The sequence below is a fragment of the Exiguobacterium sp. SH31 genome (assembly GCF_001816105.1).
Lineage (GTDB): Bacteria > Bacillota > Bacilli > Exiguobacteriales > Exiguobacteriaceae > Exiguobacterium > Exiguobacterium aurantiacum_A.
Genome location: NZ_LYTG01000010.1, coordinates 1 through 19,684 on the forward strand (window position 1 = coordinate 1; position 19,684 = coordinate 19,684).

At 51.4% G+C, this 19,684-nt stretch carries 22 protein-coding genes, 1 tRNA gene and 1 riboswitch; of the genes, 12 read left to right on the forward strand and 11 right to left on the reverse strand.

Annotated features, from left to right (window positions below; genetic code table 11):
- Positions 1 to 243: 243 nt before the first annotated feature.
- The 4 genes from A6395_RS01485 to A6395_RS01500 form a co-directional block, all read right to left on the reverse strand.
- Positions 244 to 510 (reverse strand): hypothetical protein, encoded by a 267-nt coding sequence (locus tag A6395_RS01485; RefSeq protein WP_016509018.1) that lies wholly within the window; start codon positions 508 to 510, stop codon positions 244 to 246.
- A gap of 12 nt (positions 511 to 522) precedes the next feature.
- Positions 523 to 1,404, reverse strand: coding sequence for an SMP-30/gluconolactonase/LRE family protein (locus A6395_RS01490; RefSeq protein ID WP_071397592.1), 882 nt, complete (start codon positions 1,402 to 1,404; stop codon positions 523 to 525).
- Between the two features lie 163 nt (positions 1,405 to 1,567).
- Positions 1,568 to 2,629, reverse strand: coding sequence for a dual-specificity RNA methyltransferase RlmN (gene rlmN / locus A6395_RS01495; RefSeq protein WP_016509033.1), 1,062 nt, complete (start codon positions 2,627 to 2,629; stop codon positions 1,568 to 1,570).
- 69 nt (positions 2,630 to 2,698) lie between these two features.
- Entirely contained in the window at positions 2,699 to 4,093 is a 1,395-nt protein-coding gene (locus A6395_RS01500; RefSeq protein ID WP_071397593.1) for an amidase family protein, read from the reverse strand.
- A gap of 120 nt (positions 4,094 to 4,213) precedes the next feature.
- On the opposite strand from A6395_RS01500, the gene A6395_RS16060 reads away from it, so the two are divergent.
- The 4 genes from A6395_RS16060 to A6395_RS15940 all read left to right on the forward strand — a co-directional run bounded on the left by A6395_RS16060 (position 4,214) and on the right by A6395_RS15940 (position 6,569).
- The gene (locus A6395_RS16060; protein WP_173647367.1) at positions 4,214 to 4,375 is read left to right on the forward strand and encodes a hypothetical protein; all 162 of its coding nucleotides are present in this window, start codon (positions 4,214 to 4,216) and stop codon (positions 4,373 to 4,375) included.
- Positions 4,376 to 4,419: 44 nt separating this feature from the next.
- A riboswitch (SAM riboswitch) is annotated at positions 4,420 to 4,519 on the forward strand.
- Positions 4,520 to 4,582: 63 nt separating this feature from the next.
- Positions 4,583 to 5,107 (forward strand): peptide-methionine (S)-S-oxide reductase MsrA, encoded by a 525-nt coding sequence (gene msrA, locus A6395_RS01505; RefSeq protein ID WP_071397594.1) that lies wholly within the window; start codon positions 4,583 to 4,585, stop codon positions 5,105 to 5,107.
- Positions 5,108 to 5,554: 447 nt separating this feature from the next.
- Positions 5,555 to 6,166 carry a hypothetical protein gene (locus tag A6395_RS01510; RefSeq protein ID WP_071397595.1) on the forward strand — a complete coding sequence of 204 codons (612 nt, stop codon included), beginning with the start codon at positions 5,555 to 5,557 and terminating at the stop codon, positions 6,164 to 6,166.
- Positions 6,167 to 6,428: 262 nt separating this feature from the next.
- Complete coding sequence (locus A6395_RS15940; RefSeq protein ID WP_159429441.1) at positions 6,429 to 6,569, forward strand: hypothetical protein; 141 nt, start codon at positions 6,429 to 6,431, stop codon at positions 6,567 to 6,569.
- A gap of 233 nt (positions 6,570 to 6,802) precedes the next feature.
- On the opposite strand, the gene A6395_RS01515 is transcribed toward A6395_RS15940, so the two are convergent.
- On the reverse strand, positions 6,803 to 7,666 hold the full coding sequence (locus A6395_RS01515; protein WP_071397596.1) for a GRP family sugar transporter: 864 nt from the start codon (positions 7,664 to 7,666) through the stop codon (positions 6,803 to 6,805).
- 144 nt (positions 7,667 to 7,810) lie between these two features.
- Between A6395_RS01515 and A6395_RS01520 the strand changes: the two genes are divergently transcribed.
- The 3 genes from A6395_RS01520 to A6395_RS01530 all read left to right on the forward strand — a co-directional run bounded on the left by A6395_RS01520 (position 7,811) and on the right by A6395_RS01530 (position 8,965).
- Positions 7,811 to 7,883: transfer RNA gene (locus tag A6395_RS01520), tRNA-Ala, on the forward strand.
- 115 nt (positions 7,884 to 7,998) lie between these two features.
- A complete protein-coding gene (locus A6395_RS01525; RefSeq protein ID WP_071397597.1) occupies positions 7,999 to 8,331 on the forward strand; it encodes a four-helix bundle copper-binding protein in 333 nt (110 codons plus the stop codon).
- 67 nt (positions 8,332 to 8,398) lie between these two features.
- Entirely contained in the window at positions 8,399 to 8,965 is a 567-nt protein-coding gene (locus A6395_RS01530; protein ID WP_071397598.1) for a 3'-5' exonuclease, read from the forward strand.
- A 27-nt stretch (positions 8,966 to 8,992) separates the two neighbouring features.
- Here the strand turns inward: A6395_RS01530 and A6395_RS01535 are convergent, their stop codons facing one another.
- The 5 genes from A6395_RS01535 to A6395_RS01555 form a co-directional block, all read right to left on the reverse strand.
- Positions 8,993 to 10,054 (reverse strand): bifunctional glycosyltransferase family 2/GtrA family protein, encoded by a 1,062-nt coding sequence (locus A6395_RS01535; protein WP_071397599.1) that lies wholly within the window; start codon positions 10,052 to 10,054, stop codon positions 8,993 to 8,995.
- Positions 10,055 to 10,164: 110 nt separating this feature from the next.
- Positions 10,165 to 11,154, reverse strand: coding sequence for a sodium:calcium antiporter (locus tag A6395_RS01540; RefSeq protein ID WP_071397600.1), 990 nt, complete (start codon positions 11,152 to 11,154; stop codon positions 10,165 to 10,167).
- 213 nt (positions 11,155 to 11,367) lie between these two features.
- The gene (locus tag A6395_RS01545; protein WP_071397601.1) at positions 11,368 to 12,216 is read right to left on the reverse strand and encodes an HD domain-containing protein; all 849 of its coding nucleotides are present in this window, start codon (positions 12,214 to 12,216) and stop codon (positions 11,368 to 11,370) included.
- Positions 12,217 to 12,331: 115 nt separating this feature from the next.
- Positions 12,332 to 13,036, reverse strand: a complete 705-nt coding sequence (locus A6395_RS01550) for an SDR family NAD(P)-dependent oxidoreductase (RefSeq protein WP_071397602.1) — start codon at positions 13,034 to 13,036, stop codon at positions 12,332 to 12,334.
- Between the two features lie 38 nt (positions 13,037 to 13,074).
- Entirely contained in the window at positions 13,075 to 13,632 is a 558-nt protein-coding gene (locus A6395_RS01555) for a glycerol-3-phosphate responsive antiterminator (RefSeq protein ID WP_071397603.1), read from the reverse strand.
- A gap of 120 nt (positions 13,633 to 13,752) precedes the next feature.
- On the opposite strand from A6395_RS01555, the gene A6395_RS01560 reads away from it, so the two are divergent.
- From A6395_RS01560 to A6395_RS01570, 3 genes are read left to right on the forward strand one after another with little or no spacing between them, the layout of a single operon-like run.
- Complete coding sequence (locus A6395_RS01560) at positions 13,753 to 14,172, forward strand: GNAT family N-acetyltransferase (RefSeq protein WP_070327182.1); 420 nt, start codon at positions 13,753 to 13,755, stop codon at positions 14,170 to 14,172.
- Between the two features lie 37 nt (positions 14,173 to 14,209).
- The gene (locus A6395_RS01565; RefSeq protein WP_071397604.1) at positions 14,210 to 15,403 is read left to right on the forward strand and encodes a cation:proton antiporter; all 1,194 of its coding nucleotides are present in this window, start codon (positions 14,210 to 14,212) and stop codon (positions 15,401 to 15,403) included.
- A 6-nt stretch (positions 15,404 to 15,409) separates the two neighbouring features.
- The gene (locus A6395_RS01570; RefSeq protein WP_071397605.1) at positions 15,410 to 15,820 is read left to right on the forward strand and encodes an arsenate reductase ArsC; all 411 of its coding nucleotides are present in this window, start codon (positions 15,410 to 15,412) and stop codon (positions 15,818 to 15,820) included.
- A 36-nt stretch (positions 15,821 to 15,856) separates the two neighbouring features.
- Here the strand turns inward: A6395_RS01570 and A6395_RS01575 are convergent, their stop codons facing one another.
- Positions 15,857 to 16,486: a DedA family protein gene (locus A6395_RS01575; protein WP_070327179.1), complete on the reverse strand. Its 630-nt coding sequence runs from the start codon at positions 16,484 to 16,486 to the stop codon at positions 15,857 to 15,859.
- A gap of 104 nt (positions 16,487 to 16,590) precedes the next feature.
- Between A6395_RS01575 and putP the strand changes: the two genes are divergently transcribed.
- Both putP and A6395_RS01585 read left to right on the forward strand, forming a co-directional pair.
- On the forward strand, positions 16,591 to 18,390 hold the full coding sequence (putP, locus tag A6395_RS01580; protein WP_084812894.1) for a sodium/proline symporter PutP: 1,800 nt from the start codon (positions 16,591 to 16,593) through the stop codon (positions 18,388 to 18,390).
- Between the two features lie 133 nt (positions 18,391 to 18,523).
- Positions 18,524 to 19,660: a CapA family protein gene (locus A6395_RS01585; RefSeq protein ID WP_071397606.1), complete on the forward strand. Its 1,137-nt coding sequence runs from the start codon at positions 18,524 to 18,526 to the stop codon at positions 19,658 to 19,660.
- Positions 19,661 to 19,684 lie beyond the last annotated feature (24 nt).

Genomic DNA, 19,684 nt, shown 5'->3' on the forward strand with positions numbered 1-19,684 from the left:
CAAAAAAAAACACGCTCAAAAGGAGCGTGTTCAGCTTGTTGACTAATATGATTGTTATCGCTCGTCCTTCCAGCGCCCACGCTTTCCGCAGGCAATCCCGGAGCCGCATCGCGACTCACGTCGCTGCTGGGTCTCCGTTGGATTGCTCTCCTGCAGGAGTCGGGGCGCCATCTAGCGGCCATTTGTCTTTTTCTGAGGCCTCGACGGCCGAAGAAAAAGCTCTGGATATGTTCTTCGTACCGGTTATTCTTCTAACGCTTTCCGTTCCGCCTCGGAGCGAGGATACGTGTTCGCCTGCCACTCGGCCCGGTAAATCGAATCGAGTTGCGTCAATCCGACCTCGTCATCATCCTTATCGGCATCCACACTCGGCGTCTCGTCCCACTTTGGTTCAAGATACGTATGGTCTTCTTTCCGGGCCCGGTCGTCCAATATCTTTTGAATCCCGACCCGAGCCACCGCCGCTAGTGCCAATCCGATTCCCGCTCGCACGAGCAATCGCTTCACCATAGCCGTCCCTCCTTAACGTCCAAACCGATAAAGTGGCATCCCTTTCACTTCCGTATCGATCTTGAAGACCGAACCCGCATCCGGATGAGCGGCGAGCGCCTCGTCGTCCATGCCTTCGCGCGCCGTCGTGATCGCCAATTGTTTTAAGTCATCCCCGATAAAACTACACGACGTGACGTTCGGCGCCGGGACGATGACTTCAAGCACTTTTTCACCCGTCTCCGGATTCCACCGCGTGACGCGCCCGCCTGCAAAGTGGGCAATCCATAAAAAGCCGTCTTCATCCGACGTCATGCCGTCCGGGAACCCGTCCTCATTCTTGAAATCAATGACGACCTCACCTTCCCCGAGCGTGCCCGTTTTCAAATCGAACGGGAACTTGCGAACCGTCTCGGTCGGCGTATCGATATGGTAAAACGACGTATGGTCAGGTGACCACGTCAACCCGTTCGATAACGTCAATCCGCTCAACATGACCTCGGTCGTGCCGTCGCGGTTCAAGCGGAACAACGTCGCCTGCTCAGACTCGTCTTTTAAGTGGAGCGTCCCGGCGAAGACACGACCGTACGGGTCGGCTTTCCCATCGTTGAAGCGAAGGACACCCTCCGGGTCATCAAGTTCGACGAGTTTATCGAGTTGTTTCGACGTTTCATCCCACTCATAGATACCATCCTTCAATCCGACGATCACGCCGTCGGTCACTTTAGGGACGACAAACCCGACCTGCTGTCCCATATCAAACGAAGATAATTCATCTTCTTTCTCATCGTACCACCAGAGCGCGTGCCCTTCGATATCGACCCAGTAGAACCGCTTCAGTTCAGCGTCCCAGCAAGGCCCTTCCCCGAGCGTGTTTCTGACTCGAATCCATAACGTAGCGTTTACTGTCTCCATTGAATTGCCTCCACTCTCTGCTTTGATATCAAAAGACTATTCCCTGAGGGGGTAAGGACTATTCATCATTCACAAAAATGTTTAAAGATATTTCTCGTCTGACGCATTATACGCCCGGGCACGATAAAAACGCTCCGAATCGGTTTCGATTCGGAGCGCTCGTTTATTTGGCGCCTTCGACGTTCATTTGTTTACTGCGTAATTGGCCGCACGCCGCATCGATATCGGTCCCGTGCTCGAGACGCACGCCCGTATTGATGCCCCGTTTTTTCAAGACGTCGTAAAACGCCATGATGTCCTCGGTCGTACTCCGTTCGTACTGGATGTGCTCGTTGACCGGGTTGTATGGGATCAAATTGACGTAAGACTTGTCTTTGATGTCATCGATCAACGCCGCGAGTTCTTCGGCATGTTCTGGCAAGTCGTTCACTTTCGAGAGCAAGATGTACTCGAACGTGATCCGTTTATTCGTCTTCTCGACGTAGTAGCGGATCGCCGGCATCAATTTATCGAGCGGGAACGCCCGGTTGATCTTCATGATTCTCGTCCGCAGCGCATCGTTCGGCGCGTGCAGCGAGAGGGCCAAGTTGATGCGCAGGTCAAGGTCGGCGAACTTGTAGATCTTGTCGGCGAGCCCACTCGTCGAGACGTTGATTTTACGAGGAGCAATCGCGAGACCGCGCTCATCTTTGACGACACGGAGGAAGTCGACCAAGTTATCAAAGTTATCGAACGGCTCCCCGATTCCCATGACGACGATGTGGCTGACGCGGTCATCTTCACCGACCTCGTCTAAATAGTGTTGAACGGTCATGATCTGTTCGACGACCTCGCCCGCCGTCAAGTCGCGTGTTTTTTTCAAGAGGCCGCTCGCACAGAAACTACAGCCGATGTTGCACCCGACTTGTGTCGTCACACAGACGGAACGTCCATACTTATGGCGCATGAGCACCGTTTCGATATAATGCCCGTCGTGCAGTTTAAGTAAGAATTTGACCGTGCCGTCACCCGCTTCTTGTTTGACGAACAGTTCTTGTGTCGTCAGCGCATAGTTCGCCTCAAGCTGTTCGCGCACTTCGGGACGAACCGCGATTTCGTCGAGCCGTCTGACACGGTCGATGTAAAGCGAGTCCCATATTTGTCTGGCGTGGTAGGCACTGTATCCCCAAGATACGCAAGCGTCCGACAGCTGATCAAATGTCAGCCCATATATAGATGATTTCATTGTAATCTGTCCTTTCTTCAATCCGCATACGTACCATTGTAGCGGACGTGAGCGACAGGTGCAACGTTCTTACATAGGCGGGATCGGACGCGTCACGTGGCGTTCGAACGCGTAGGCGATACGGATGAGGTCTCGTTCCGCATAGCTCGTACCCGTGAATGACAGCCCGAAAGGTGCCCCGCTCTGTTTGAGCTTGTATGGGATCGTGACCGTCGGGTGCCCTGCCTTCGCCGCCATATCGTAATTCAAGTCGTGTGGCAACGCCAGGGCGTGAAGCGTTTGTTCCATCAATAAACGATCGAGGCCGTCCGTTTTCGCTTGCCGGACGTCGGCTAAGCGTCGCTCGAGGTAGCTCGACTCGGTCAAACGCCCTGATAACTGATTCGCTTTCTCGAACGTAACTTGTCCGTGCGGGATCGTTTCCGGGTGAAGCTTGTTCCAGTCCATCAAGTCCTTGAGCGTTTCATACGGGAGCGCTGTCGTCGCCAAATACGCCTCGATCCCGAGCTTGAACTCATGGTAGAGGACGTCGCCTTGGTCAAGTCCGTCGTTTGACGGCAGGTCGACTTCGACGAGCTCGACCCCGCTCGCTTTGAGTAACGCCAGCGCCGCTTGATAGAGCGTCTGTTCTTCATCCGACAGTTCAGCCTTCACGAAACCGACACGCATGCCGACGGCTTGACGTTCGTCGAGACACGTCCGGTACGGTGGACCGGCCGGTAGATGTGTCGTCGCCGGGTCCGAATCGTCTTCCCCGCACATCGCTTCTAGTGCGAGCACCGCGTCGCGGAGCGTCCGCGCCATCGGACCGGCCGTATCTTGCGACCGCGAAATCGGGATGATCCCACTCCGGCTGATAAGCCCGACCGTCGGTTTGATACCGACGATGCCGTTATGGACGCTCGGGTGGATGATCGACCCGCTCGTCTCGCTGCCGACGGCGAGCACCGTCAAGTTCGCCGCAACGGCCGCCGCCGAGCCAGAGCTCGAACCGCCGACGTCGAGATTGTCACCATACGGATTGAGCGTCTGTCCACCGACCCCGCTCCATCCGTTCGGCATGTCCTCCGTCAAAAAATTGGCCCATTCCGATAAATTGGCTTTGCCGAGAAGGACCGCCCCGTGCTCACGGAGGCGACGGACGAGTTCAGCGTCACGACCCGCAAAGTGATGCTCGAGCGCCACGGCGCCGGCAGTAGTCCTCATGAGTCCCGCCGTCTCGATGTTGTCCTTGAGTAAAACGGGAATACCGAGGAGTGGCAGCCGGTCTCCGCGTCGGTAGGCACGGTCCGCCGCCTCAGCCTCGAACAACGCGTCCGGGTTCACTTGGATGACCGCTTTCAGTTTATCGTTCAAGCTAGCGATTCGTGTCAAATAGTAGGCCGTCACGTCCCGGGCCGTGAACGTCCCTTCTTTATAGCCGCGCTGTGCGGTCTCGATGTCTAGTTCAAATAAGTCTTGCATCTAGTTCCCTCCTTATAGGCAATGTTATTCGGTATTCGCTGAATGCATCGAATCCCCTTCTTTTTATCGCCATTGGATGTGCAACTTGATACACTAGAAGAAACGTTATTGGAGGTAGCCATGTCCCGCTCTTACATCCTTGTTTTACTGTCCGTGTTCGCCCTGTTCTTTCTACAATTGTTCGGGGATGATTTGCCGTGGGCATTCCCTGCGTCCATCGCCCTCATTATCTTGATTGTTGGTGCCACGCTATTTCAACTTCGGCGCACACCAAATCGTTGACGTTTAAACGAGACAGATGATATGATGCTGTCACCAACTACATATCGATATCTTGAGTGAACGAGAGACCTGGCTCTATGACTTCACAGCAACCTGCTTCGGCAAGGTGCTACTTCCAGCAAGGCATCGCCTTGGACGATATGACAAAACGCTCATGTCGATGACATGGGCGCTTTTTTTGGGAAATTGATCGAGGGGGACTTATGAATGGAAAAAGCAACATTTGCAGGCGGCTGTTTTTGGTGCATGGTGACACCGTTCGAGGAACAGCCAGGCATCGAAGGAATCGTATCCGGTTATACCGGGGGACATGTCGACAACCCGACGTATGAACAAGTGAAAACCGGCACGAGCGGGCATTACGAGGTCGTCGAGATCACGTTCGATCCGGCTCAGTTCGCGTATGAGCGTCTGCTCGAACTGTATTGGATTCAGACGGACCCGACCGACGACGGCGGCCAGTTCCAAGACCGCGGGCAACAATATGCGCCAGCCATCTTCTATCATACGGAAGAACAACGCGTGAAAGCAGAACAGAGCCGCGACGCGCTCGCCGCGAGCGGAAAGTTCAAACAACCGATCGTGACGAAAATCTTACCAGCCGACGTGTTTTATCCGGCCGAAGACTATCATCAGGACTACCATAAGAAGAACCCGAAACACTACAAGGAAGATCGGGCTATTTCAGGACGTGATGAATTTATTGATGTAGCGTGGGCGGAAAAAGCTTAAACAGTATAATTGAAAATGTAAAGACGCGGCCAGTTTGATATGGTCGCGTCTTTACATTTATTCCAGCTTTAACAAGTGATAATGAATTACTTGATCTTGATTCGGAACTTTATCTAGAAGAAAATGAGTTTGGTATTTCATCGAGAAACTCTAATCTTCCGCGGGGCATAAGAAAATCACTTATTCAAAGAATTACAGAAGAATTGTTTCATAACCTCTCTTGCTCAAGTTATAATAACGAACGCATCTGATATTAACAACCAAATTAGACGACCAGTTAAAGCTGGTAACAAATATAGTCGTGTCACTTATACAACCCGAATTAATGGTATGGAATATAAGGTCGGAATACGCTTTTATCGTGATAAATCGAAGAATCCAAGGGTTGATCAATTCTTCCCGACAGAACAGTATTGGTATTTAAAATAATATTATTTGGGAGGATTTATGTACGGTCTAATCGTTACTTTTGCAGAAATCCGGTTCTCAGCTTATGGATCTACTGATGAGTTCTTAATTAGTGAAGCAGCAAAGCAATTGGGCTTATCCGTAAATGACTTTATTGAGGATACCTCAATCGTTGGTAAATTACATTATATTGTGCATTACGATAATGGATCAGAACAACGAGTCACGCTACCAAAAGATGAAGTACACTGGGAATGGGGATACGTCTTCGAAAATTTCATTTATACATGGAAGATGATTTATGAGTGGTTATACAAAAAAGAAATTGGAGACGGCACACCTTTTAAAATCTACGCTTCTTTGTACGAGGCTTATGCTGACTTACTAACACCAGAAGACTATCAAGAATTTATTGCGTTATCTGAAGAAGAAGTGATCAAATTGTATGGGTCCCCGTGGGAAATAGTAGATGATATTGCAAAAAATGAAGAACAAATGGCGTTATATTTAAACAACGACTCTGTGAATTCTAAAAAAATCATGTTGACCCAAGACATATACTTTGATCATCTTTTAGAAAAATGGATAGATATCGAAGGTTCTATAGAAGTTTTTAGACAATTATATTTACAGCAACAAAATAATCCGTAACATAAAGGGACTAAGAGAGAGTCGATTTTTGACTCCTCTTAGTCCCTTTATGTATAAATTATTTATCGAGTATGGAAAACTTGTTCCTCCATATGCGATATCTAGCACGAGTGTAACCATCAAAACACTTATATCTAAAAACCGACGCACATCAATGAACATTTTTTCCGAAACAACACCAGGGCTTATGTGAATTAAACCGAGATGTTGCTTGCTTGGATACAAAGTATCGTTAGGCTACCAACAGGAGAGGATGATTCAGGTGGATAATTTTCAACTGGATCAACAGACGATGGACGAGATGACGGAGGTATTGCTTCGACGCCTTCCTGACCAGCTTCAAGAAGAGTTTGACGATTTAAAACTTGTGAGCATGGACATTGGATTGTCAACACTTAATTAGAAAGTTTCGAAGAGGTATCTTTGTTTGTACTCCCTCGGCGTTAGGTAGCTGTGAACGCTAGAATAAAATTGATAGTTTTTGCTCGATACGATTTTACACTATTGCCGAAAAATCAGAACAGAACTCCGATTCTTCATTTTTCCAATCATTATAGATAAAAGTCAGTATTCCTGTTCAACTAAAAAAAGAACCAAGTCGCATCAAGCAACCTGGCCCATCCTTAAAAAAATCATTCAGCTCTTCGCAAGCCCTAACATGAATCCAGCGACCACGATCAGACCGATCCCCATGAAGACGAAGACGCGTTCTTTCGACGTCTTTTCTTCTTTTAACAAGTAAATGCCACCGAGCGTTGCGACGACGACGTTCAATTGGGACAGTGCGAACGACGTCGCGATGCCGACTTCTCCGCTCGAGACGAACAATCCGAAGTTCCCGATCCCCCAGGCAAGCCCGGCGAAGATGTTCTTGAACGTTTTCGGATCAAACTTTTTCACATCTTTTTCACGAAGACTGAACAAGAGCGCGGCGATGAACATCCCGAGTGACTGCGGTAGGATGGCGGTGATGCCATCCACTTCAAAGTAGTTGGTCAGGACAGCATACGTCACGTAACCGATGCTCGAAACGAGGAGCACGAGTAGCCCTTTTTTCAAAGCACTACTGCTATCGGATTCTTTATGTTGTTGATATGACGTCATGACGGCCCCGATGATGATCAAGACGAGGGCCGAGAAGCCGAGCCATAGCTCGGTCGATGTCTTCCAGTCCCCAAGGACGATGACCCCGAACAGTGATGTCCCGACAAGCTGCATCCCTGTACTGATCGGCATCGCTTTCGAGACGCTTAAAATTTGGAACGACTGGAACTGAAGGTATTGTCCAAGCGCCCAGAACACACCTGATATGAAACCAGTCACGATCGCGAGCGTCGTGAACTCTGGCTTGAAGACGAGCGCGATGACAACCGCCATCACCATCGCGCCAATCGTCGTGCCGATCAATTGTTGAATCGGCTTGCCGCCGACAATAGATACGATCAGCGGGATACTCCCCCACATGAGGGCAGGCAGTAGCGCCAACAAAATCATCTCCATACGTTGCACCTGCTTTCTTAATATAACATCCTATCTATTTTTCCCAGCTCTAACGTCCATTAAACTTCAAAAAAATGATTTTCAAAGTTCTTTCGTTTTTCTTATTGCCAAATCATTTATTAGAATGATATAATAATTTCCAACGGGGCATTAGCTCAGCTGGGAGAGCGCCACGCTGGCAGCGTGGAGGTCAGCGGTTCGAGCCCGCTATGCTCCATTCCTTAAGTCGGTCCACTGATGTGGGCCGGCTTTTTTGTGTCCCCGCCTCGGTTTAAGTCGACACGAACCGGGTAATGATTGTAAGACATCATTTATCTTAAGGGGGACTTCCAATGAACCGAACCTCTGTCGAAGAGACGATTTTGGCCGTGATCGATTGTATCCGGGCGAGCAACCATTGCTTCTCGAAATGTTTACAAGAAGAAGACCTGCTGATGGTCTCGGAATGTATCCGGTTGACGAAAGAATGTGCCGAAGTCGCCACACTCACCTTGAACGCGCTCGAAACCGACTCGGCGTTCACAAGACCGATCGCGGCGCTCTGCGCGCAAGTGTGTGATACGTGTGCCGTCGAATGCGGGCGTCACTTGTACGACCATTGCCAACGTTGCTCTGAGGCTTGCTTGCGCTGCGCCGAGGCGTGTCGGCATCTCTCGGCCGCATGATCGCTTTACCGTCTAACCTTGTGTTAGACTTTTTTTGTACAGATTTTTAACGAAGAGAGGAACTTTTATGCCACATTCTATTCTAGCAATCGACGTCGAGACGGCCAATCGCGACAGTCGGAGCATCTGCTCTGTCGGTTGGAGTCTACTGACAGACGGTGAAGTCGTCGAGACGAACCAATTGCTCGTCAATCCTGAGGAAGACTTTGACCAAGGCAATATTCGCGTCCACGGAATTCGCCCAAGCGACGTCTGGGATGCCCCGACATTGCCCGAAGTGCTCGAACAGCTCTATCCGACATTGAACGCCGTCGACGTCGTCATAGCCCATAACGCCGCGTTTGACATGGGTGCGCTCCGTAAGGCGATCGCCAAGTACGACTTGTTCACTTTCCCGACGATTGAATACGGCTGCACCGTCAAGTTGTCCCGCAAGCTCTACCCGGGGCTACCGAACCATAAGTTGAACACGATGGCCGAGCATTTGAACGTCCCGTTCATCCACCACGATGCCGCCGAGGACGCCCGCGTCTGCGCCCTGCTCATACGCGACATGATGATCAAGACCGGGATCGCCGACGTGCGCGAGTTGCACCGCTACACGTCAGTCAAACTCGGAACGCTCGCTTATTGACGAAAGGCCCGACAGCTGTCGGGCCTTTTAGCGTTTGAAGATCCATCTTTTTTGGACGTAGTAACTCAATACGAACAATACACTGTCGACGGCGACCTTGAGGATGACCTCACCGTCCCGGAACAGCAGGAACAACACGTAGACGAGACTCGCCGACAGCGCCATCTGTACAGCGACCAGCCCAAAGTATTTCAACATCGAGCGCTTCGCTGTCGATTTGAAGACGACTTTCCGATTGACGTAATAGTTGAATAATGAGGACACGACACGCGCCAAAATCGTCGCCACGATGACATGGACTGTTTCGAACCATGGATTCAATAAGAAGATCAACAACGCGTAGACGCCGATGTCCATTAAGAATGAAGCGACTGATGATAAGGAATAGGCCAAAAACATGCGATAAATGAGAATCGAATCGATGACTGGACGAAAATGTGAGGACGCGTTCTCGTCAACGTATACCGTTTCGATCGGTGTTTGATGGATCGGTACTTGCAATCGTTTCGTGAACGTCAACATGTTCATCTCGAACTCATAGCGGTTGCCCGGAATATCGATCAGTTGCTTGACATAGCGGAGCGGAATCGCCCGCAGTCCGGTCTGTGTGTCGTTCAGACGGAGACCGCTGCCGAGCAACATGACAAATCTCGTCATTTGATTGCCGAACCGGCTCCGGAACGGAATCGCAGGAGACGAGAAATCACGACAGCCCATGATCAGATGATGCGGCCACTTCACCCCTTCATCGTACAGGTTACGGACGTCCGCCGGCAGATGTTGTCCGTCCGCATCGACGGTGATCACGCCGGTCGTCTCAGGGTACGCATCGACGATGTGACGGAGCCCGGTCTTTAGCGCTGCGCCTTTACCCGCATTTTGTTCATGCTCGAGCACAGTCGAAACTTCCGGCTTTACGTCATCGAACACAGCACGGCACGTATCGGCACTGCCGTCGTTCACGACGATGACATGGACGAACCCTTTGTCCTTCAACTCCCGGACCAGCGTGACGAGCGCCTGATCAGGGTTATAGGCCGGTATTAATACGACATAGTCGTCTAAACGTTCCACGGCATGCACTTGCATCGTCACCCCTCCTTCCCTCCTCTTATACCCCAGTCAGACGAAAGTGATACCGGGACAAGAAAAAAACGTGATGGCGTTATGCCATCACGTCAAATTGACGAGTTGATGATTCATCCGGTAAAGATGAGATATGAAGAAACGGCGTAGACGAACACGACGAGAATCGAAGGAATGGCGTATCTGACTTTCGATGTCACTTCTTTGCGAAGCACGCTGTACATGACCAAAATCGATAGGATCGTGATCCCGATCGCCGTGACCAAGTGCGATGCCGACACATCCGCTAAAATCGACCCGTTCTGATAAAATACGTCCGACATCGCGATGATGAGCATGTTGAAGATGTTGCTCCCTAAGATCGAGCCGAACGCCAAGTTGACGTTACCGAGTTTCAAAGCGACGAATACCGCGACCGCTTCAGGCAGCGACGTCGACGCCGCAATCAAGAAACTACCGACGAAGCTTGAGCCGAGTCCCGTGACGACAGCAATCTGGTCACCCGTGATCGACAGCGCCGTCCCGGCAGCCATGATGACGAGTGCCGCGATAACGAACCCGACGCCGGCTTGTTTCACTGAAATCGTATCCGTGACACTCGCACCGACTTCTTGCTCGACTTCTCGTTCGGCCGTCGGCTCTTGGGGGCGCTTCCCGATATAATAAATCCCAATCGCATACAAGACGGCAATTAATATCGCGTCAATGCCAATTCCTAGTACTGTATAATCAATCCGGACGATGAGCGCGACCATCGTGACGAGCGTCAACATCAATCCGAGACTGGCTGTATATAGATGGTCTCGACTCGCGTCATTGAACAATCGCTTTTGACGATAAAATAGATCGAACATTGCCAAAATGAAGATGTTGAACAAGTTCGAACCGAGCATGTTCCCGATCGCAATATCCGGGTTGTTGATCAAGACGGCGGATACGCTCGTCGTCACTTCCGGAAGTGACGTCGCACCCGCAAGCAAGACCGTCCCGACGAGCATCCCGCTCATCGTTGACTTCTCACTGATGACATCAGCGTACGTCGATAATTTTATGGCAGCATACACTGTAATCGCAGCGGCCAAAATAAAGTAAATAAATACCATGTAGATTTTTCTCCCCTTTTCATGAATTCAAAAAGACCTTTTTATGGACGCCAAAAAAGCATCCATAAAAAGGTCTTGCGGACTTGGTAAGAAGCTCGATGGACCGAGTGCATACGCACCGTAATGACGACCCATCGACCACGTTCGTGGTCGCTACTCCCCTTCTCATGTTCACGACGAATATAACACGTTCAAGGTCACTTGACAATCATTTCACTTCAACAAAGTGATGACGTCCTCAGACCGGAGCGCGGCCCGGTAAGATAATTCGTTGATTGCTTGCAAGATCGGAATTGACAAGTCTTGTCTAAGACCGCTGTCTTGCAGTTGGTCTTTCAACGTTTCGAGTTCAAGCCTTTCCGCTTCAGAGCCATGACGATAGCCTTCCCGCATCGACTCGTTCAACTCGTAAGCAGTTTGACAAAGCGTCGACGACTCTTGGAGCCAATCGTCTTCGTGGAACCCATGGCCGATCACATCGAACAGTTTGTTCAACTTCTCGTCACGGTCTTCTTCGACACCGTAGAACAGCAGATTCAATTCAATCTCAAACTCTTCGATCAAACTTGTCGTCTGACTGAAAGGTTGGAGCGCGTGGAGCAGCTCATGATAGTACCAAGACTGATCACGAAGCGGTCGCTTGAACCGTCCCCACACCTGCTTGCCTTCACGCTCAATGTCGAGTCGGATCGAGCGCAGATTATGTAACTTGTCTGCCGCTAGAAGCGCAACTTCGTCATACTGGAGCGTATGCACTTTCTGAATCGTCATCCGCTTACGTTCTTCCCACGAGTGATGCTTCCCCGGTTCCGAGACGGCTTGGACTAACCGGGCGACTTCTCGTCCGAACTGTTGTTCAATCTCCTCGGCCGTCGTCAGCGTGTCTTCTAGTAAGTCATGGAGCAGTCCCGCCGCTACGACCGGAATCGGCTGCCGGTCTTCGACAAGCAACATCGAGACGGCGACCGGGTGGGTTACATACGGAATGTTTGTCCCTTTGCGAAACTGCCCGTCATGACGGACGGCCGCAAAGCGCAAAGCCTCTTCGATCAGCTGGTGCACGACGTTTCCCCCTTCAAATTTGTTTACTCACTCCTTCCTGTTATACCCATGACTAGGACTTATCACTCACTTCCGCATTTAAAATATAGGGTAATCGTCCTATCAGCCAACTTCATCAAGACTCGTAAATCATTTTCTTTGTCATTCCACCATCGACGACGAGGTTATGTCCGTTCACGAAATCGTTCATCGGATCGATCAAGTACGTAACGGCACGGACGATATCTGTCGTCGTACCGACCCGGCCCGACGGATGTTGACGGTGATCGACGTCTCGCAACGGTTCGTCGGACGTATGGATCCAACCTGGGCTGATCGCATTCACCGTGACCGGTCGAGCCGCGAGCGAGACGGCCATCGAATTCGTCAACGCGACAATCCCGCCTTTTGACGCTCCGTACGCTTCCCAGTCCGGCTCGTTTTGGTGCGCACGCGTCGAAGCGAGATTGATGATGCGTCCATACTCCGCCCCTTCGTTTAGCGTCAAAAATGCTTTTGAACAAGCAAACGTCCCGACAAGGTTGACATCGATGACGTGTTTAAACGTCTCGACGTCCAACTCTTCGATCGGGGTCTCAAGTGACGACACGCCCCCATTATTGATGAGGATATGTGCGACACCGAAGTCTTGTCCAATCTTCTTGAAAGTGTTCGACACGTCCTCATGGTTGCCTAAATCCATCTGCATGAACGTCACATCACGAAGCAACGGATCCTCTCCGATGTCGAGTCCGATGACGTGATAAGACTCCGCAAAATGATGCGCGAGCGCGTAACCGATCCCTTGACTGACTCCTGTAATGATCATTGTCTGTTTCATCGTCTATCCCTCCTCGAAATCATTTACCCGGAATGTGCTTACTTAAGTCCTGGCGCACGCCAAAGCGTTTGATCGGACGTCGTCACGACCGTCGCTCCAGCCGCGAGTGCTTGCTCAACTTCGTCAAGCGACGAAATCAAGCCGCCCGCGAACACAGGGATCCCCGTCCGTTCTTTGACGAGCCGAATGTATTTAGGGACGAGTCCCGGCAAGACCTCGATGTAATCAGGTTGCGTCCGATTGATTAACCGGTAGCTTTTTTCAAGCGAGCTTGAATCGATCAAAAATAGGCGTTGCACGGTCTTGACTTGTTTTTGTTTCGCCTTTAGGATCACATTCCCTTTCGTCGAGATGATGCCATACGGTTTATACGACTGACAAATATATTCGGTCGCGAACTCGTCGGCCTTCAATCCTTGGATCAAATCGAGATGGACGAAGACCTTTTTGCCGTGCGTCTCAAGCAACTGAAAGACCGCATCGAGACGCGATATGTGGATTTCGAGCAAGACACCGATGACGAATTCACTTTTTAGAAAAATTTCCACGTCCCGCATATCCCGAAGCGCGGGCAAAATCGATTGGTTCTCAAACATGTGCCCCCACACCCTTTCCATTTTCTTTCATTATTCGGACAAAAGCGCCGGGAAATCAAGGTTTATGAATTCAATATAGCGGGAAAATGTTTACAACTTGTGTGGAGGGGGATTCATCTTATGGTAAACGAAGTCGAGGTACGGATTGAAACACCGACACCGGAGCAACATCAACAGCTCAGGGTCAAGGCCGGAATGCCAAAGCGTTCAGACAAAGGGACAATCAAAGGACTCGCCAACACGCTATTCGGCGTGTGCCTATATAGAAACGATGAGATGGTCGGCATGGGCCGAGTCGTCGGGGATGGGGGGATGGTATTCCATCTGGCCGATATCGTCGTCGACCCGGATTGCCAAGGCCTTGGGCTCGGGAAGCTGATCATGGAACATTTGATGGACTGGATCTTGAAAGAAGCAGACGAGACGGCCATCATCAGCTTGATTGCCGACATCCCGGCTGACGGGCTATACAAGCATTTCGGTTTTGACTATTCGCGGCCAGAATCGGTCGGCATGGAGTACCAGTGGAATCAAGACTAGTCGCTGTGGACGGCGACTCGTCATAAAGGGGTGACGTATGGAACTATTGAATATTATCGTTTTACTCGGTTTAGGACTGACCGTCATCTCTGTTCTTAGCCTCATCATCGAGCGACTCTTCTTCCCGAGTATATTGGCGTTTATTGCGATCGGGGTCGCCGTCGGCTTCTTCTGGGATGGGAACGAAGTGTTCAAGGTCGCCGGTGAGATTGGGATTATCTTATTGTTTTTCTTGCTCGGACTGAAGTTCCCGTTAACAGAGCTCGTCAAGCGGATGAAACAAGTCTGGAAAGCAGGCGTTCTAGACATCGTGCTCGCGTTCGGCGTCACCATCGGCATCGCTTTGCTGTTCGGGCTCGATTTTCCACAGGCTTTCTTGATCGGTGCCGTCCTTTACGCGACGAGCTCGTCGATTTCTGCCAAACTGCTCGAGCGAAATTCGGACAAGCACGAGGACATTAAAGAATTCGTGCTCGCCTTGCTCATCTTTGAAGACATCTTCGCGCCGCTCATCTTGACCGTCGCTCCGTTCATCATTCAAGACGAACCGATTGCTTTCTCTGACATCGGCAAAGTGTTCGTCGGTTTTCTCGTGTTCGGTGTTTTGTTGTTTGTCGGCTCACGCTTCGTCACGAAACAACCGAAGATCGCGAAGCACCTGCTACGTCAGGACGATGCGAGCATCGGCTTGATCGGCTTGATCTTATTCTTCGCGGGCATCGGCATGATATTCGGGTTATCGGAAATACTCGGAGCGTTCATCGCCGGGATCATGTTGGCCGGCATTCACGACGTCAGACCGTTGAAACGTCTGACCGTGCCGGTCCGTGATTTGTTCTTGCCAATCTTTTTCATCTCATTTGGAATCTCGATCAACCTCGAGCAAGGAGTGATCATCAACACGCTCTTCTTCGTCTTGATCGTCTGGGGCGTGCTGTCGAAGTGGATTGTCGGCCGTGTCGGCGGCAGGCTGTACGGATTGACGCGGGTTCAAGCGAACGAGGCCGGTTTCTCGCTCGCACCTCGAGGCGAGTTCTCGATTCTTTTCACCGCCCTCTCGAACGGTGCCATCAACTTGTTCGTCGGGTTATACATTTTCGTTTCCGCCATCGTCGGCATCGTCTTGTTCCGCTTCTCTGAAAGTTTAGCGGCGAAGACGGAGCAGACGCTCAAAAGAGTCTTGCCCGAGGAAACTGATAGAAAACCTGACCAAACCGATAAAGGAGACTGAAAACTCATGGTTGAAGTTGCATTTGTATGTATTCATAACTCATGCCGTTCTCAAATGGCAGAGGCGATCGGACGCGATGTGCTCGGAGATATCGCCCGCGTCCACTCAGCCGGCACGGAAGATTATCCGGAAGTAAAGCCGCTCGCGCTCGAGGCCGTCCGGGAGATCGGTCTTGATCCGTCGGGTCAACACCCGAAACGGCTTGACGATATCCCGGACCGGCTCGACTATTTGATCACGATGGGTTGCGGGGTCGAGTGTCCGTACGTACCGACGACATATCGGGACGACTGGGGGCTCGACGACCCTTCCGGTCAGCCGATCGAAGCGTTCCGGGAGACGCGTTCGCAAATCATCACGAGGATGAAGCAGTTGCGCGAACAGATTTTGAACGACCATCCTGAACTTCAAAAATAACGGGCCCTCTTAGGAGGACCCGTTTTTTAGTTGCCATCAAACCGACGACGCTTTGTTCGACTGTTTCCGTTTCCGTCGCTTCCGCCACACGACGAAAGCGATGATCGCGATGACGAGAAGCGCGTACATCACGTATGAATACACGTCGAGATAGCCTAAGATCGATTCCCAGTTCTCCCCGACCCGAATTCCAATATAAATCAGAATCGAATTCCAGATCACCGTTCCGGCTGTGCTCAACAGCAAAAATTTAAGGAACGGCATGTTCGACATACCGGCCGGCAGCGAGATCAAACTCCGAACGACCGGCATGAGCCGACCAAAAAAGACCATCCAGCCGCCATAGCGGTCAAACCACGCGTCCGCTTTTCGGACGTCATCGATATCGAGTCGAATCCACTTCCCGTGTCGTTTCGTCCACCGCTCGATTTGTTCGACGTCTAAATATAATCCGATGCCATACAACAAGACCGCTCCTAAAATGGCACCCGCTGTCGCCGCCAAGACGACGACCCAGACAATCAAGTTTGTTTTGACCGCAAAGAACCCACCGAACAGCAAGACGACTTCTGACGGGATCGGCGGGAACACGTTCTCGATAAAGATCATGAACGCGATGCCGAAATAACCGTACTGTTCAATGATACTGATCATCCAATCTCGCATAAATCCATCAACCTCCAATATGACGTATTATACCCGTCCATGAACGTCGGCAATCGTTCCGACGTGCTAAAATGAATCGACAACGAAAAGGAGATGAAAGCAACATGGAAGAGACGTCACGCTGCCCTTGGTGCGGCACAGACCCGGACTACGTTCGGTATCATGACGAGGAATGGGGCAAGCCGGTCCACGATGACAAGAAACATTTCGAATGTTTGACGCTCGAGAGCGCGCAGGCAGGGCTCAGCTGGATCACCATCTTACGGAAGCGTGAGAACTATCGGCGCGCGTATGCCGATTTTGATGTCACGCGCGTCGCCGACTATACCGATGTCGACATCGAACGGCTGCTGTCAAACGATGGCATCGTCCGTAATCGCCGCAAGATTGAAGCGTCGATCAACAACGCCAAACGGTTTCTCGAGATCCAGCACGAGTTCGGTACATTCGATGCGTACATCTGGTCGTTCGTCGACGGAAGGGTCATCAACAACGACTGGACGTCGGTCGAAGAGGTTCCGGTGACGACGGAGCTATCGCATCGCTTGAGCACAGACTTGAAACGACGCGGCTTTAAATTTCTCGGTCCGACGACCGTTTACGCCCATCTGCAAGCGACCGGTCTCTCGAGTGGGTGGATCGTCATCGGGTTGACGATCGGCGCCTACTTGAACTGGCTCCTCGTCGCCCCGCGTTTACGCACGTATTCGTATTTGTCAGAAGATGCGATCACGATTCCAGACTTCTTCGAAAAGCGGTTCAAAGATTCTCGGGGCACGCTGCGGACGTTCTCAGCCGCCGTCACCTTGATTTTCTTCACACTGTACGCGACGAGCGGATTCGTGGCCGGCGGCCGGTTGTTCAACGCCGTCTTCGGCATCGAATTTGTGACGGGCGTCTTGATTTTAGCGTCGATCATCATCCTGTATACGTTCATCGGCGGGTTCCTCGCTGTCAGTTGGACGGACTTCGTCCAAGGACTGATCATGTTGTTCGCGCTCATTTTCGTTCCGGCGATCGCGATCACGGCGACTGATGGCGTCTCGAACGCGCTCCAAACGATTGGTGATATCGATTCGGCGCTGCTCGATCCGTGGACGGGCCAATCGTTCATCGGGATCGTGTCTCTATTCGCCTGGGGGCTCGGTTACTTCGGACAACCGCATATCATCGTCCGCTTTATGGCCATCGAAAAATTACAAGATATTAAGACCGCCCGCCGGATCGGTATCTCGTGGATGCTCTTCACCGTCGTCGGGGCGATGGCGACCGGATTGATCGGTCTCGCCTACTACACGCAGCAAGGACTTGAGATCGACAATCCAGAAAATATTTTCATCAATCTATCAGACCTATTATTCATCGACTTGATCACGGGCGTGTTACTCGCGGCACTGCTTGCCGCCATCATGTCGACCATCTCGTCGCAGTTGCTCGTCTCGTCTAGTGCGGCGACGACCGATTTCTATCAGAAGTTTTTCCGCAAACAGGCAGGTGACCGTGAACTCGTCATGGTCGGCCGGATAACCGTCATTCTCGTCTCGGTCGTCTCGATTTGGCTCGCCTTCGGTGCTGATGATACGATCTTGAACCTCGTCGGCTACGCTTGGGCCGGTTTTGGTTCCTCGTTCGGCCCGCTCATCTTGTTCAGCTTGTTTTGGAAACGGACGACGCGCCAAGGCGCACTCGCGGGCATGTTGACGGGTGCATTTGTCGTCATCGTCTGGAAGAACTTCGCTAGCGACTGGTTCGGGACCGTCGGTGAACTGTATGAGATGATTCCAGCGTTCTTCTTGTCGGCGCTTGGCATCTATGTCGTCAGTTTGATGACACCGCCACCGAGCACGACAATCACGAACGAGTTTGAACAGATGGAACAAATCTTGACAAAAGAAGGCATCTAAATTATTCAAGTACCGGGACATGTGACCCCGGTACTTTTTTGTCGTGGTGAAAGGGAATTTGAATCGTTTGTCGAACTCGTTAGTATACATGTTCAACCTTAGACGAAAGGAAGTGACCACTCACTTGAAACGAGTGATCCCGATGAAACAACCTGCCCTGTTTTTATCCCTCCTTTTCCTGTTCGGCTGCACCTCAGCCGATGTCGAAACAACGCAACCCGAGCAAGCTGAGAATCCGCCGGTCGAGACCGAACAACCGGTTGATACCGTGCCCGAAGAACCTGAACCGGTCGTGACGACGACGTCCATTTACGCGATCGGCGATATTTTATTGCACGACTCCGTCTACAACGCCGCCAAGAACGGTGACGGCTATGACTTCACCCCCGCGTTTGAAAAAGTTGCGCCCGCTTTGGCCGAAGCCGACATTACCGTTGCCAACCAAGAGAGCATGATCGGCGGCAGTGACATCGGATTGTCGAGTTACCCTGCCTTCAATAGCCCCTACGAGATCGGTGATGCGTTGCAAGAAGCAGGCATCGACCTCGTGACGACAGCGAACAATCACACGCTCGACCGCGGCGTGAAAGCGATTGAGAATTCAATCGCCTACTGGAACTCGATCGATATGCCGTATACCGGTTCGTTCTTATCCGAAGCAGATAAAGCCAACGTCCGGACGCTGACCGCGAACGACATCTCGTTTGCGTTCCTCGCCTACACGTATGGGACGAACGGTGTCGTGCCGAAGCAGCCGTATCACGTCAATTACATTGACGTCGAAGCGATGAAACGAGATATCGAGGCGGCCGAGCAAACCGCCGAGCTGACCGTCGTCGCACTCCACTTCGGGAATGAGTATGAGCCGCTCCCGAACGAATCGCAACAAACACTCGTCCAACAACTGTCCGATCTTGGTGTCGATATCATCATCGGCCATCATCCGCACGTCCTGCAGCCGACGGCCTGGGTCGACGGCGCTGCAGGCAATCGAACGTTCGTCGCCTACTCACTCGGTAACTTCTTGTCTGGCCAGCAAGGCGATGAGCGGAATACGGGCGGCATCGTCGGTATCGACATCGTCAAGACAACCATCGACGGCGAATCGACGTTTGAGCTCACGAACCCGATGTTCTATCCGACGTTCACACGGCAATCGAGCGCGGGCCATTTCGAGGTCGTCCCTCTCCAGTCCGCCAAACCTGAGCTATTCAACGAGACGAGCGAGCATATGAAACAATGGATGCCAGAACTCGAGATCATTCAGTGACGAACCACTTTTCATAAGTGGTTC

Coding starts and splice junctions, on each gene's coding strand:
- A6395_RS01485 (WP_016509018.1), bottom strand. CDS start 510: ATGGTGAAGCGATTGCTCGTGCGAGCGGGAATCGGATTGGCACTAGCG.
- A6395_RS01490 (WP_071397592.1), bottom strand. CDS start 1,404: ATGGAGACAGTAAACGCTACGTTATGGATTCGAGTCAGAAACACGCTC.
- rlmN (WP_016509033.1), bottom strand. CDS start 2,629: ATGAAATCATCTATATATGGGCTGACATTTGATCAGCTGTCGGACGCT.
- A6395_RS01500 (WP_071397593.1), bottom strand. CDS start 4,093: ATGCAAGACTTATTTGAACTAGACATCGAGACCGCACAGCGCGGCTAT.
- A6395_RS16060 (WP_173647367.1), top strand. CDS start 4,214: ATGTCCCGCTCTTACATCCTTGTTTTACTGTCCGTGTTCGCCCTGTTC.
- msrA (WP_071397594.1), top strand. CDS start 4,583: ATGGAAAAAGCAACATTTGCAGGCGGCTGTTTTTGGTGCATGGTGACA.
- A6395_RS01510 (WP_071397595.1), top strand. CDS start 5,555: ATGTACGGTCTAATCGTTACTTTTGCAGAAATCCGGTTCTCAGCTTAT.
- A6395_RS01515 (WP_071397596.1), bottom strand. CDS start 7,666: ATGGAGATGATTTTGTTGGCGCTACTGCCTGCCCTCATGTGGGGGAGT.
- A6395_RS01525 (WP_071397597.1), top strand. CDS start 7,999: ATGAACCGAACCTCTGTCGAAGAGACGATTTTGGCCGTGATCGATTGT.
- A6395_RS01530 (WP_071397598.1), top strand. CDS start 8,399: ATGCCACATTCTATTCTAGCAATCGACGTCGAGACGGCCAATCGCGAC.
- A6395_RS01535 (WP_071397599.1), bottom strand. CDS start 10,054: ATGCAAGTGCATGCCGTGGAACGTTTAGACGACTATGTCGTATTAATA.
- A6395_RS01540 (WP_071397600.1), bottom strand. CDS start 11,154: ATGGTATTTATTTACTTTATTTTGGCCGCTGCGATTACAGTGTATGCT.
- A6395_RS01550 (WP_071397602.1), bottom strand. CDS start 13,036: ATGAAACAGACAATGATCATTACAGGAGTCAGTCAAGGGATCGGTTAC.
- A6395_RS01555 (WP_071397603.1), bottom strand. CDS start 13,632: ATGTTTGAGAACCAATCGATTTTGCCCGCGCTTCGGGATATGCGGGAC.
- A6395_RS01560 (WP_070327182.1), top strand. CDS start 13,753: ATGGTAAACGAAGTCGAGGTACGGATTGAAACACCGACACCGGAGCAA.
- A6395_RS01565 (WP_071397604.1), top strand. CDS start 14,210: ATGGAACTATTGAATATTATCGTTTTACTCGGTTTAGGACTGACCGTC.
- A6395_RS01570 (WP_071397605.1), top strand. CDS start 15,410: ATGGTTGAAGTTGCATTTGTATGTATTCATAACTCATGCCGTTCTCAA.
- A6395_RS01575 (WP_070327179.1), bottom strand. CDS start 16,486: ATGCGAGATTGGATGATCAGTATCATTGAACAGTACGGTTATTTCGGC.
- putP (WP_084812894.1), top strand. CDS start 16,591: ATGGAAGAGACGTCACGCTGCCCTTGGTGCGGCACAGACCCGGACTAC.